Genomic DNA, 12551 nt, shown 5'->3' on the forward strand with positions numbered 1-12551 from the left:
CACTCGCTGACATGTCTGGCCAGTCACTCCTTGCCCCGGGGAAGATCTCCCCCACCCGCCCCGTCCCCGCCTCGATCCCGCGCCCCGAGTACGTCGGGAAGGACGCGCCCACCCCGTACACGGGGCCCGAGGTGCAGGATGCCGAAACGATCGAGAAGATGCGGATCGCCGGCCGGATCGCCGCGCAGGCGATGGCGGAGGCCGCCAAGCTGATCGCGCCGGGTGTGACCACCGATGAACTGGACCGGATCGCCCATGAGTTCATGTGCGACCACGGCGCCTACCCGTCCACCCTCGGCTACCGCGGCTTCCCCAAGTCCCTGTGCTCCTCGCTCAACGAGGTCATCTGCCACGGCATCCCGGACTCGACCGTCCTCAAGGACGGCGACATCGTGAACCTCGACGTCACCGCGTACCTCAACGGCGTGCACGGCGACAACAACGCCACCTACCTGTGCGGCGACGTGGACGAGGAGTCCACGCTGCTGGTCGAGCGCACCCGCGAGGCGCTCAACCGCGCGATCAAGGCCGTCAAGCCGGGCCGGCAGATCAACATCATCGGCCGGGTCATCGAGTCCTACGCCAAGCGCTTCGGCTACGGAGTGGTCCGTGACTTCACCGGTCACGGCATCAACTCCTCCTTCCACTCCGGCCTGATCGTTCCGCACTACGACAGCCCGCACCACACCACCGACATCAAGCCCGGCATGACGTTCACCATCGAGCCGATGCTGACGCTGGGGTCCTACGACTACGACATGTGGGACGACGGCTGGACGGTGGTGACCAAGGACCGCAAGCGGACCGCGCAGTTCGAGCACACCCTGGTGGTGACGGACACCGGGGCGGAGATCCTCACGCTTCCCTGACCGGGAGCGGGGTGGCGAGCCGCAGGGTTTCCTGACCGGGAGCGGGACGGGATTTTACCGACAGACTGTCGGGAACTGACGTAGGCTGGTGACCGACAGGGCGTCGGGAACCGGTTGACTTAGGTAAGCCTAAGTAGTTGTCTGAGTCCAAGCGTCGGCGACCCGGCGCGGCCGGCCCGTCCGTCCTCCCCCAAGCTCTCGAATCCGAGCAGGGGGGACCCCGCCCTCGGTCCCCGGAGGCCCGCCTTGGAAGCGTCCAGCCCGCGTCCGTCCGCACCGGCCGATCCGTCCGCGCCGTCCACTCCCTTCGCTCCCTTCTCTACGGTTATCCGCACCGCATCGCACGAGCAGCACACCGAGGCCGAGAACTCCTCGTTCATGAGCGATCTCCTCGGCGGCGGGCTCGGCATCCCCGCCTACCGGCGCTACACCGAACAGCTGTGGTTCGTCTACCGCGCGCTGGAGGACGTCTCCGCAGCGCTCGCCGCCGACCCGGTGGCCGGCCCCTTCCTCCGCCCGGAACTGGCCCGCACCGCCGCGCTGGAGCGCGATCTCACCCATCTCGGCGGGCCCACCTGGCGCACCGGCCTCACCCCGCTGCCGGCCACCGCCGCCTACGCGGACCGGGTCGCGGACTGCGCCCGCACCTGGCCGGGCGGCTTCGTCGCCCACCACTACACCCGCTACCTCGGCGATCTCTCCGGCGGCCAGATCATCCGCGGCACCGCCGAGAAGACCTGGGGCTTCGCCCGCAAGGGGGACGGGGTGCGGTTCTACGTCTTCGAGGACATCCCCAACCCGGCCGCCTTCAAGCGCCGCTACCGCGCGCTGCTGGACGCACTGCCGGTCGATGACCTGGAAAAGCAGCGGGTGGTCGACGAGTGCAAGCACGCCTTCCGGCTGAACGGCGCGGTCTTCCGGGAACTGGGCGAACAGTTCCCGCTGAGCGCCTAGCGAGCCGCGCCCCCGCCCGGCGGCCGTACGGCCCCTACGGCGCCTGTCGGCGCACCCGTCCCCCAACGGCGAGGATGCCGTCGGGGTGGCGACGGGTGAGGATCTGCGAGCCGGCGCCCTGGCGGATGTCGAGCGGGCGGCCCAGCTCATGGGTCAGCAGCATGGCCGCGGCGCCGGTCGCCTCGTCCTCGGCGACCCCGTCGGCGCGCCGCGGGAAGCCCCGGGCCCGGACCACGCCGGCGGCCTCGTCCTGCCAGGCCCACGCGTAGAGCCAGCCCTCACCCGGCGGCGGTGCGGGCAGCGCGTCGACCTCGGCGGGCGAGGCGTACCGCCGGGTGGTCCGGGCCGGAACCCAGGCGGCGCGGCCCCGGACCCAGGTCAGGTCCCCGTCGAAGTCGACCCCGACCGCACCGGCCGGCGGCCGAAGGGTGCGCGGTGGCCGCCCCAGGCTCCGCAGCAGCCAGGCCAGACCGACCAGCGGATGCCCGGCGAAGGGGAGGGGGCAGCTCGGGGTGTGGATGTCGACGGTGCCGCGGTCGGCGTCGTCGAGGAAGACGGTTTCGCTGAAGCCGAGCGCGGCCGCGAGCGCGGCCCGCCCCGCGGCGTCGGGGACGGCCCTCCCGTCGCGGACCACGCCCAGCGGGTTGCCCGCGTTCCCGTCCGGGCCGCAGAACACCCGGAGCACGTCGATGTCGGTCATCCGGACAGTGAAGCGCACGCCCGCCCGGGCCGCCCGGCCGCCGGCGCGCACCGGTCCGCCGGGCCCCGCGCGGGCCTCACCGGCCCGTCACACCCCGGCGGCGGGCCCGGCCCTTACCTTGACCGGCACATGGCCCTTCCGTGACCCGGCGCGGGCCGATCCGTAATCAGGCCGTTGTCCATGAGAGCGGGATCACGGAAAACCGTGGGCAGCAATAGGTAAGCCTCACGTAAGTTAGGGCTGCCTTAGTGGCGATCGTAGTGACCTTCTCTCGTCCCGTACGTCGATTCCGTACATCCGAGCCCGCCTGGAGCCCCGTATGCGAGCCCTTCGCACCTCCGCCGTCGCCGCCATAGCCGTGGCCACGGCCGTTACCGCCGTCGCCGGCTGCGCCGCGAAGAACGACGGCAAAGGCGGCGGCAAGGGCACGGTCGAGGTGACCGCCACGGACAGCAGCTGCGAGCTCTCCACCAAGGAGTTCCCCGCCGGCCACGTCCGCTTCGCGGTGCAGAACAAGGGCTCCAAGGTCACCGAGGTGTACCTCTACGCCCCCGGCGACCGGATCGTCACCGAGCGGGAGAACATCGGTCCCGGCACCCACGCGGACATCACCGCCGAGGTCAAGGCCGGTTCGTACGAGGTCGCCTGCAAGCCCGGCATGAAGGGCAACGGCATCCGCCAGAAGGTGACCGTCAGCGGCAAGGGCGCGAGCGCCAAGCGCGACCCCCAGCTGGATGCCGCGGTCGCCGCCTACCGCACGTACGCGCAGGAGCAGGCCGACCAGACCCTGCCGAAGGCGCAGAAGTTCGCCGACGCGGTCAAGGCCGGCGACCTGGACGCCGCGAAGAAGGCGTACGCCGTCTCGCGGGTCGGCTGGGAGCGCACCGAGCCGGTCGCCGAGTCCTTCGGTGACATCGACCCCAAGGTCGACGTCCGCGCCGACGGCGTGGAGAAGGGCCAGAAGTGGACCGGCTGGCACAAGCTGGAGCAGTCCCTGTGGGAGAAGAAGAAGATCTCCGGGGACGACAAGAAGCTCGCCGACCGGCTCATCACCGACCTCAAGGACTGGCAGAAGCGGGTCGGCAAGGCCGAGATCACCCCGACCAGCATGGCCAACGGCGCCAAGGAGCTGCTCGACGAGGTGGCCACCGGCAAGGTCACCGGTGAGGAAGAGCGCTACAGCCACACCGACCTGATCGACTTCCAGGGCAACGTGGAGGGCGCCCAGAAGGCGTACGAGCTGCTCAAGCCGGTCGTCGGCAAGAACGACCCGGCGCTCGCCAAGGAGCTGGACAAGCAGTTCGCGGCGATCCGCGCGCTGCTCGCCGCGCACCGCGACAGCAAGTCCGCCGACGGCTTCGCCTCCTACGACACGGTCGACAAGGCCGCGCGCAAGAAGCTCTCGGACGGTGTCAACGCGCTGGCCGAGCCGCTGTCGAAGCTGGCCGCCGCCGTCGCCACCACCAAGTAACGGTCCGCCGCCAGGCCAGGGGGTCACGATGACGCAGGACAACACGACGTCGCACGAGGGCACCGGCGACGGCTCCGGAACCGACCCGGCCGCGGAGCGCGGCACCGGGCCGACGCCCTCGCGACGGGCGCTGCTCGGCTGGGGCGGCGCGGGTCTGGCGCTCGGTGCGGTCGCGGCCGGCGGGACGGCGGCCGCGCTGCGGGTCGGCGGCGACGCCCAGCCGGCCGGCGCGGACGCGACCTCGCGCTCCGCGGTCGCCTTCCACGGCGCGCACCAGGCCGGCATCGCCACCGCCGTGCAGGACCGTCTGCACTTCGCCTCGTTCGACGTCACCACCGACGACCGCGACGAGCTGATCGCGCTGCTCAAGGAGTGGACGAAGGCGGCGGCGCGGATGACGGCCGGGGACACGGTCGGCAACGGCGCGGTCGGCGGGCTGGCGGAGGCGCCGCCGGACGACACCGGCGAGGCGCTCGGCCTGCCGCCGTCCCGGCTCACCCTGACCTTCGGCATCGGCCCGACGCTGTTCGAGAAGGACGGCGAGGACCGGTTCGGCATCAAGGACCGGCGGCCCGAGGCGCTGATCGACCTGCCGCAGTTCCCGGGCGACAACCTCGACAAGAGCCGCAGCGGCGGCGATCTGTGCGTCCAGGCCTGCGCCGACGACCCGCAGGTGGCGGTGCACGCGATCCGCAACCTGGCCCGGATCGGCTTCGGCAAGGTCGCCATCCGCTGGTCCCAGCTGGGCTTCGGCAAGACGTCCTCGACGACGCCCCAGGCGCAGACCCCGCGCAACATGTTCGGCTTCAAGGACGGCACCCACAACCTCGCCGGCACCGACACCGCCGCCCTCGACAAGCACGTCTGGGTCGCGGACGGCGCGGCGAAGGGCAAGGAGCGCTGGATGGCCGGCGGTTCCTACCTCGTCGCCCGCCGCATCCGGATGCACATCGAGACCTGGGACCGCACCTCGCGCAAGGAGCAGGAGGACATCTTCGGCCGCGACAAGGGCGAGGGCGCCCCGGCCGGCCGCAAGCACGAGCGGGACACCCCGCACCTGAAGTCGATGCTGCCGACCGCCCATGTCCGCCTGGCGCACCCGGACTCCAACGGCGGGATCCGGATCCTGCGCCGCGGCTACTCCTTCACGGACGGTACCGACGGCCTGGGCCGGCTGGACGCGGGATTGTTCTTCCTCGCCTACCAGCACGACGTGCGCCAGGGCTTCGTCCCGCTCCAGAAGCGGCTGTCCGCGGGCGACGCGCTCAACGAGTACATCCAGCACGTGGGTTCCGCGGTCTTCGCGGTGCCGCCGGGCGTCCGGCACGCGGACGACTGGTGGGGCCGGGAGCTGTTCGCCTGACACCGCGGCGCCGGCACCTGAGCGCCGCCGCCCCATGATCTGCACGAAGGAAGGGAAGGAACCGACGTGTTCGGCAACTACCTGATCGGTCTGCGCGAGGGACTGGAAGCCAGCCTCGTCGTCTGCATTCTCATCGCCTATCTGGTCAAGACCGGCAGGCGGGAGGCGCTGCGCCCGGTCTGGATCGGCATCACGCTCGCCGTGGCCCTGTCGTTCGCGTTCGGCGCGGCCCTGCAATTCGGCTCCGAGACCCTGACGTTCAAGGCACAGGAGGCGCTCGGCGGCTCGCTGTCGATCGTCGCGGTGGGCCTGGTGACGTGGATGGTCTTCTGGATGCGGCGCACCGCGCGGCATCTGAAGAAGGAGCTGCACGGCAAGCTGGACGCCGCCCTGCAGATGGGCACCGTGGCGCTGGTGGTCACCGCGTTCCTGTCGGTGGGCCGGGAGGGCCTGGAGACCGCGCTGTTCGTGTGGACCGCCGCCCAGTCCGCCAATGACGGGGTGCGGCCGCTGATCGGTGCGCTGCTGGGGCTGCTGACGGCGGTGGCGCTGGGCTGGCTGTTCTACCGCGGCGCGGTGCGGATCAACCTGGCGAAGTTCTTCACCTGGACCGGCGGCATGCTGGTGGTGGTCGCGGCGGGCGTGCTGGCGTACGGCTTCCACGATCTGCAGGAGGCGGACGTGCTGCCGGGACTGACCTCCCAGGCGTTCGACATCAGTGCGCAGATCCCGGCCGACAGCTGGTACGGCACCCTGCTGAAGGGCATCCTCAACTTCCAGCCGGACCCGACGGTCCTTCAGGTCACGGTGTGGGCTCTGTATCTGATCCCCACGCTGCTGTTCTTCTTCGCCCCCGGTAGGGTGTCGCCGAATCGTGCCACCCCGGCGGCCACCCCGTCCGACCGGGTCGCCCCGAAGGAGCCCGAGCCCCATGACACGCAGGTCGCCGTTCCGGGTGCCCGCAACACTGACGTCGGCAGCGGCGGCGATGGTGATACTGAGCGGGTGCGTGACGGTGCACGGCGAGAGGGAGATGCTGCCGGCGGTGTCGAAGGCTGACGGCGCCAAGGCGCTCCAGCGGTTCACCGACGGCTTCAACGAGGCCAATCGTCAGCTGAACCCGCAGCACAATCCCTCGTTCGAGGGGGGCGCGCTGCTCGCCATCGACCAGGCCGGGATAAAGGCGGCGCACGCGGTGCGGCCGCAGGGCAACCCGGGCTTCCGGGCGCTGGAGTTCACCGACGCGCAGTTCACGGTGCCCCGGCAGAAGGGCTGGCCGAAGTACTTCATCGCGAACGCGGCCAGCAACCGCAAGAACGCCACCGGCCACTTCACCCGCTGGTTCCTGGTGTTCAGCCGCAACGGCATCGACGAGAAGTGGCGCGCGGTGTATCTGGCGACGTTCCCGGACAACAAGGCGCCGGAGCTGAAGACGGACCGCCTCGGCTACGCGGAGGCGGTGCCGGCCGGTGCGGACTCCGGTCTGACGGTCGCCCCGGGCGAGCTGAGCCGCAGCTACGCGGACTACCTCAACACCGGCAAGGGCGCCACCTTCGCCCCCGGCCGGGAGACCGACGGCTGGCGGGCGCGGCGCGCGAGGGACGCCAACCGTCCCGGCGTGCGCATCATGTGGGACGACACCGCGGCGAACTATCCGCCGGTGTCGCTGCGGACGAAGGACGGCGGTGCGCTGGTGTTCTTCTCGACCGTCTACCACCAGCAGCAGACCAGGTTCGCCGGCGCGACGATCCCGGTCGGGAATCTGAAGGGCCTACTGGAAGGGCCTCCGAAGAAGACCAACCGGATGCTCTACACCACCGTCTCCGGCCAGACCGTGACGGTGCCGGCCAAGAGCGCCGGCGGAAGGGTCGCGGTGCTGAACCGGATCGAGGCGAAGACGTCGGTGCGGCCGCTGTAGCCGCAGCCCGCGGAACCGTTCGGAGCGGAGGGGGCCGTCGGGGTGGCCCGGCGGCCCTTCGGCGTACGGAAGGGCGGGGGCGGCGGGGTGCGGGGGCCGGTCAGCGGCCGATCGGCCAGGCCGCCGCTTCGTGGTGGTGGGGCTCGCGGTCGTTGAACGCGGCGCAGGCGTCGGTGAGGGACTCCAGCAGCGTCAGCGGGTCGGGCAGCGGCAGCTCAGGGCCGCGCAGCCAGCTCACCGCGGGCTGCTCGCCGGGCAGCGCCGAGGGCGGCAGCAGCACGTAGCTGCCGCGGCAGTGCCAGCGCAGCCCCGGGTGCTCGTCCATGGTCTCGGGGTGGCAGTCCAGCTCGCAGGGCCACCACTCGTCCTCGTCGTCCGGGGTGCCGCGGGTGGCGGTGAAGAAGAGCATCCGGCCGTTGAAGCCGGCGCCGCTGAGGGTGATCGGTCCGACGTCGATGCCCGCCGCGTCCAGCCGTCCCAGGGCGCTGCGGCCCGCCTCGACGGGGACGTCCAGCACATCGTGGGTGATGCCGGTGGCGGTGACGAAGTTGGCCTGCGGGAGGGTGCGGACCCAGGCGGCGACCTTGTCGCGGTCGGTGGTGGCGACGGTCTGCCAGCCGAAGGAGATGGGGTGGCGGGCGGGGGTGGGACAGCCGATGCGTTCACAGGAACAGCCGTAACCGGAGGGGTGCGCCGCCGGGGCCACCGGGAAACCCGCGTCGGCCGCCGCCATCAGCAGGTCCTCGCGGCTGCGTGCAGCCGCTGATCCCGTGTCCGTATCGCCGCCGTCCGATCCGCTCTTCGGCCGGCGCAGCCACTGGGAGAACCTGCTCTTGCGTTCCATCTATCCCCTCACTTCGAGCGGTGGTCTGGGATCAATGCTGCCACCATCCTGCGCCCGGGGTGACCGGTGTGCGGATCCGGGGTGAACGAAAGGGAGACCAATACCGGCAATTCGGGTCATCGACGACGGGTCACGGCCGTCGGCGGCCCCCGGGCGGTGCGGTCAGCCGCGGGGACGCAGCCCGCACAGCACCTGGTCGACAAGGGTGTCGACGTACTCGTGGGTCAAATCGCCGGTACGCATCAGCCAGCGCTGTGAGAAGGGACTCAGCAGCATCTCCACGGCCACCCGCAGGTCGATACCGGCGGCCACCTCGCCGGCTTCCTGCGCCGCCCGCAGCCGTTCGGTGTAGACGCGGGTGCCGGGCTCCAGCAGCCGGTCGACGAAGCTGCGGGAGAGCTCGGCGTCGCTCGCGCCGGCCGCCGCGAGCGCGCGGTAGGGGGCCTGGAACACCGGGTCGTTGAACTGGTCCGCGGTCGCCCGCAGCACGCACTTCAGGTCCGCGGCCAGATCGCCGGTGTCCGGCAGGCCCTTGGCGTAGTCCTCGTCGACGCCCGCGGTGAACGCGTCGAGCAGCACGGCGGCCTTGGACGGCCACCAGCGGTAGATCGTCTGCTTGCCCACCCCGGCCCGGGCGGCGATGCCCTCGATCGTGAGCCTGTCGTAGCCGGCCTCCCCGACGAGCGTGAGGGCGGCATCGAAGATCGCCCGGCGGGAGCGTTCGCTGCGGCGGGTGGGGTCGGGGGCTGCTTTGTCGGCCATGGGCCGAGTTTAGTCGGCGGGAGGCGAGACGTATCGTCTTGATGAGACGCGACGCCTCGCTTCGGGCGCCGTCCTGCGGCGGCGTGGATTTCGCCTTCGGCGGGATGGGGTTGGGCTGCGGCCCCGGTGTGTGGGGGTGGCGGTGCCGGGTGCGGGTCAGGGGTGTGGGGGCCAGGGGTCGCCCCAGGCGGTGTTGCGGGCCTGGCGGTAGTCGGCGGGGTGGCGTTTGGTGACGGTGGTGCGGTGGAGGCCGTCGGGGGCGCACAGGTCCAGGAGCACCTGGCCCTTGCGGAGTTGGGGCCTGCGGGTGATGCGGGCGGGGGCGGGGGCCGCGTCGAGGGTGGTGGCGGCGACGTAGCTGAACTTCTCGTCCTCGTACGGCAGGGAGCCGCCCTTGACCTGGCGGTGGAGGGAGGAGCGGCTGACCCGGGCCGCGAAGTGGCACCAGTCCTCGCCGGGGACGATGGGGCAGGTGTCGCCGTGCGGGCAGGGCGCGACGATGCGCAGGCCGGCGTCGGTGAGCTGGGTGCGGGCCTCGCGGATGCGGAGGTAGCCGTCGGGGGTGCCGGGCTCGATGAGGACGACGGCGCGGGCGGTGGCCGCGGCGGCGACGACGGCGCGGCGGTCCTCGGGGCGGAGTTCGCCCAGGACGTAGGAGACGGTGACCAGGTCCGTGCCGGGCGGGACGGCGATGCCGTCGCCGATGGTCCCGCGCTGCCAGCGGGTGTCGGGCAGGATGCCGTCCGCCAGCTCCCGGCCCAGGTCGAGGGCGGGCTGTGCCCAGTCCAGGACGGTGCTGCGCGGGCCGTCCCAGGTGGCGGCGGTGGCCCAGGTGGCGGCGCCGGTGCCGCCACCGATGTCCAGATGGGTGGCCGGGGACCAGTCGGGGACGCGGGCGGCGAAGGCGGCCAGGGCCGCGCGCACCGCCTCGAAGGTGGCCGGCATGCGGTAGGCGGCGTACGCGGCGACATCGGCGCGGTCCCGCAGGACCGGGGCGTCGGTGGGGGTGCGGCCCCGATAGTTGCTGATCAGACGGCCCACCGCCTGCGCGGCCCGGGTGGGCGGCAGGCCGTCGAGCAGGCCCGCCAGCGCGGCGCGCAGTTCCTCGTGCATGGCCCGAATTCTACGGGGCGCGGCGGACCGCCCGGCCGGCCCGGCCCCGCTCAGCCGCCGCGGGCCACCGCGCGGGCCAGCCGGGTGGCGGCCGCGGCGCGCGGCGCGCTGCCGCCGTCGCGGCGGCGGGGGTGGACGGTGTTGGCGAGCAGGATCAGGAAGGTGTCGGTGGCGCGGTCGAGGACCAGGCTGGTGCCGGTGAAGCCGGTGTGGCCGGCCGCGCCGCGGCCCGCCAACTCGCCCATGAAATACGGCTGGTCGACGCCGAAGCCGAGGCCGGGCGCGTCGAGCAGGGCGGCGACCGCGTCCGGCCCCAGGATGCGGGTGGCGCCGTAGGTGCCGCCGTTGAGCAGGGTGCGGCACAGCACGGCCAGGTCCTGGGCGGTGGCGAACAGACCCGCGTGACCGGCCACCCCGCCCAGCGCCCAGGCGTTCTCGTCGTGCACCTCGCCGCGGACCATCCCGCGGTCCGCCTTGGCCCAGGGCCGCCGCTGGTCCTCGGTGGCCGCCACGCCCTGCGGGGCCAGCGGGCCGTAGGAGGTGCTGGACATGCCGAGCGGGCCGGTGATGCCGTCGTGGACGAGGGTATCCAGCCGGTGCCCGGTGCGGTGCTCCAGGACGAGCTGGAGGGCGATGAGGTTGAGGTCGGAGTAGCGGTGGCCGGCGCCGGGGCGGCCGCCGGGCGACGCCGCCTCCGCCCACAGCAGCGCGAGGTGGGCGTCCCGGCCGCGGTGGTCGTGGAACGGCAGCTCCGGGGCGAGGCCCGAGGTGTGGGTGAGCAGCTGCCGGACGGTGATGCCGGGGGCGAAGGCGGGCAGGTCGGCCCGTACCTCGTCGTCGAGGGCCAGCCGCCCGCGTTCGATCTGCTGGACCGCCGCGATCGCGGTGAAGAGCTTGCTGAGCGAGGCCAGGTCGAAGACGGTGCCGACCCGCATCGGCTCCCACAGGTCGCGCGGCAGGTCGATGCCGCGGTCCCGCTCCGGGTCGTACGCGCGGTAGCGCAGCGCCCAGCCCGCGGCGGCCTCGGCGACGACGAGCGGGCCGCGGCCGGCCAGCACCACCGCGCCGGGACACCAGGGCGGGCGGCCCTCGGGCAGTGCCCGCACCCCGCGGACCAGCCGTTCGACCCAGGCGGGATCGAGCCCCGCCCGGGCCGGTGTGCCGTAGGTGAGTCTCGGTGCGTTCAGAGCCTGGTCCTCTCGCCGGACGTGCTCGCGGTGCTCTCCCCCCTACGCTGCCACGGCCGGCACAGTCCCAGGAAGCTGACGAGCGCCAGGACGGCGCACAAGAGCTGTACGAGCGCCATCGGTACGGCCGTTCGCTCCCCCGCGATGCCCACCAGCGGGGAGGCCACCGAGCCCAGCAGGAAGGTGGAGGTGCCCAGCAGCGCGGAGGCGGAGCCGGCCGCGTGCGGGGTACGCAGCAGGGCCAGGGTGTTGGTGCACGGCATCACCACGCCCATCGCGGCCATGAGGACGAAGAGGCCGGCGGCCATGGGGGCCAGGCCGACATGACCGAAAAGGCCCGAGGACATCGCGAGCAGCGCACCCGCGGCGAGCGCGACCACGGCCAGTCCGGTGCCCAGCACGGTGTCCAGGCGGACCCGGCCGACCAGGAGCTTGCCGTTGATCTGGCCGAGCACGACCAGTCCCACGGAGTTGAGGCCGAAGAGCAGGCTGAAGGTCTGCGGGGAGGCGCCGTAGATCTCCTGGACGACGAACGGCGAGGCGGAGATGTAGGCGAAGAGGGCGGCGAACGCGAAGGCGCCGACCAGGAGGTAGCCGGCGAAGACCCGGTCGGCGAGCAGATCGCGCATGGTGCGCAGGGCCGCGCCGAGGCCGCCGGGGTGCCGGCGCTCCGGCGGGAGGGTCTCGGCCAGCCGCCGCCAGACGACGAGGGTGAGCACCACCCCGACGGCGGTCAGGACGACGAAGACGCCGCGCCAGTCGGTGATCCGCAGGATCTGGCCGCCGATGAGGGGCGCGACGACCGGTGCCACGCCGGAGATCAGCATCAGGGTGGAGAAGAAGCGGGCCATCGCGACGCCGTCGTACAGGTCGCGGACCATGGCCCGGGCGATGACGATGCCCGCGGCGCCGGCCAGCCCCTGCAACAGGCGGAAGGCGATGAGGACTTCGGCGTTGCCGGCGACGGCGCACAGGGCGGTCGCCAGGACGTAGATCACCATGCCGGCCAGCAGCGGGCGCCGGCGGCCCCACTTGTCGCTCATCGGCCCGACGATGATCTGCCCCAGGGCCATGCCCGCCAGGCAGGTGGTGAGGGTGAGCTGGACGGTGGCGGCCGGGCTGTGCAGGGCGGCGGTCACCTGCGGCAGCGCCGGCAGATACATGTCCATGGAGAGCGGCGGGACCGCCGAAAGTCCGCCGAGGAGGAGGGTGACGAGGAGGCTGGTGCGGCGGGCCGCGGCGGGTGCTGCCGGGGCCCGCTCGGCTATGGCGGGCAGGTCCTTGGTCTCGGCCGTACCGGGGCCGGGCTCCGTCATGGGTCTCTCCACGGGTCATCGAGGGCTGCACCATGGTGGCACGGGCGGGACGGC

General features: G+C 72.6%; 12 protein-coding genes. 6 read left to right on the top strand and 6 right to left on the bottom strand.

Annotated elements, in window-relative coordinates; translation table 11 throughout:
* The first annotated feature begins 11 nt into the window (after window positions 1–11).
* Together map and ACQP17_RS10700 are read left to right on the top strand one after the other, a co-directional pair.
* Entirely contained in the window at window positions 12–869 is an 858-nt protein-coding gene (gene map / locus ACQP17_RS10695; protein ID WP_433856050.1) for a type I methionyl aminopeptidase, read from the top strand.
* A 246-nt stretch (window positions 870–1115) separates the two neighbouring features.
* Window positions 1116–1823: a heme oxygenase (biliverdin-producing) gene (locus ACQP17_RS10700; RefSeq protein ID WP_433856051.1), complete on the top strand. Its 708-nt coding sequence runs from the start codon at window positions 1116–1118 to the stop codon at window positions 1821–1823.
* Window positions 1824–1857: 34 nt separating this feature from the next.
* On the opposite strand, the gene ACQP17_RS10705 is transcribed toward ACQP17_RS10700, so the two are convergent.
* A complete protein-coding gene (locus ACQP17_RS10705; protein ID WP_433856052.1) occupies window positions 1858–2523 on the bottom strand; it encodes a PhzF family phenazine biosynthesis protein in 666 nt (221 codons plus the stop codon).
* Window positions 2524–2842: 319 nt separating this feature from the next.
* On the opposite strand from ACQP17_RS10705, the gene efeO reads away from it, so the two are divergent.
* From efeO to ACQP17_RS10725, 4 genes are all read left to right on the top strand, one after another.
* Window positions 2843–3994: an iron uptake system protein EfeO gene (gene efeO, locus ACQP17_RS10710; protein ID WP_433856053.1), complete on the top strand. Its 1152-nt coding sequence runs from the start codon at window positions 2843–2845 to the stop codon at window positions 3992–3994.
* A gap of 28 nt (window positions 3995–4022) precedes the next feature.
* Window positions 4023–5357 carry an iron uptake transporter deferrochelatase/peroxidase subunit gene (gene efeB / locus ACQP17_RS10715; RefSeq protein ID WP_433856054.1) on the top strand — a complete coding sequence of 445 codons (1335 nt, stop codon included), beginning with the start codon at window positions 4023–4025 and terminating at the stop codon, window positions 5355–5357.
* Between the two features lie 66 nt (window positions 5358–5423).
* Window positions 5424–6416, top strand: a complete 993-nt coding sequence (efeU, locus tag ACQP17_RS10720) for an iron uptake transporter permease EfeU (RefSeq protein WP_433856055.1) — start codon at window positions 5424–5426, stop codon at window positions 6414–6416.
* Complete coding sequence (locus tag ACQP17_RS10725; RefSeq protein WP_433856056.1) at window positions 6403–7275, top strand: hypothetical protein; 873 nt, start codon at window positions 6403–6405, stop codon at window positions 7273–7275. The genes efeU and ACQP17_RS10725 overlap by 14 nt, the downstream gene beginning before the upstream one ends.
* A 100-nt stretch (window positions 7276–7375) precedes the next feature.
* Here the strand turns inward: ACQP17_RS10725 and ACQP17_RS10730 are convergent, their stop codons facing one another.
* From ACQP17_RS10730 to ACQP17_RS10750, 5 genes are all read right to left on the bottom strand, one after another.
* Entirely contained in the window at window positions 7376–8119 is a 744-nt protein-coding gene (locus ACQP17_RS10730) for a bifunctional DNA primase/polymerase (RefSeq protein ID WP_433856057.1), read from the bottom strand.
* 162 nt (window positions 8120–8281) lie between these two features.
* Window positions 8282–8881 (bottom strand): TetR/AcrR family transcriptional regulator, encoded by a 600-nt coding sequence (locus ACQP17_RS10735; protein WP_433856058.1) that lies wholly within the window; start codon window positions 8879–8881, stop codon window positions 8282–8284.
* A 156-nt stretch (window positions 8882–9037) separates the two neighbouring features.
* A complete protein-coding gene (locus tag ACQP17_RS10740) occupies window positions 9038–9994 on the bottom strand; it encodes a small ribosomal subunit Rsm22 family protein (RefSeq protein ID WP_433856059.1) in 957 nt (318 codons plus the stop codon).
* 50 nt (window positions 9995–10044) lie between these two features.
* A complete protein-coding gene (locus ACQP17_RS10745) occupies window positions 10045–11100 on the bottom strand; it encodes a serine hydrolase domain-containing protein (protein ID WP_433856060.1) in 1056 nt (351 codons plus the stop codon).
* A gap of 77 nt (window positions 11101–11177) precedes the next feature.
* The gene (locus ACQP17_RS10750) at window positions 11178–12497 is read right to left on the bottom strand and encodes a multidrug effflux MFS transporter (RefSeq protein ID WP_433856061.1); all 1320 of its coding nucleotides are present in this window, start codon (window positions 12495–12497) and stop codon (window positions 11178–11180) included.
* Window positions 12498–12551 lie beyond the last annotated feature (54 nt).

It is taken from the genome of Streptomyces kronopolitis (assembly GCF_050953795.1).
Classification (GTDB): Bacteria; Actinomycetota; Actinomycetes; order Streptomycetales; family Streptomycetaceae; genus Streptomyces; species Streptomyces kronopolitis_A.

Bases quoted from the DNA above. Each gene is read 5' to 3' on its own strand.
- ACQP17_RS10735 (WP_433856058.1), bottom strand. From the start codon at position 8,881: ATGGCCGACAAAGCAGCCCCCGACCCCACCCGCCGCAGCGAACGCTCC.
- ACQP17_RS10730 (WP_433856057.1), bottom strand. From the start codon at position 8,119: ATGGAACGCAAGAGCAGGTTCTCCCAGTGGCTGCGCCGGCCGAAGAGC.
- ACQP17_RS10750 (WP_433856061.1), bottom strand. From the start codon at position 12,497: ATGACGGAGCCCGGCCCCGGTACGGCCGAGACCAAGGACCTGCCCGCC.
- efeO (WP_433856053.1), top strand. From the start codon at position 2,843: ATGCGAGCCCTTCGCACCTCCGCCGTCGCCGCCATAGCCGTGGCCACG.
- map (WP_433856050.1), top strand. From the start codon at position 12: ATGTCTGGCCAGTCACTCCTTGCCCCGGGGAAGATCTCCCCCACCCGC.
- ACQP17_RS10705 (WP_433856052.1), bottom strand. From the start codon at position 2,523: ATGACCGACATCGACGTGCTCCGGGTGTTCTGCGGCCCGGACGGGAAC.
- ACQP17_RS10740 (WP_433856059.1), bottom strand. From the start codon at position 9,994: ATGCACGAGGAACTGCGCGCCGCGCTGGCGGGCCTGCTCGACGGCCTG.
- efeB (WP_433856054.1), top strand. From the start codon at position 4,023: ATGACGCAGGACAACACGACGTCGCACGAGGGCACCGGCGACGGCTCC.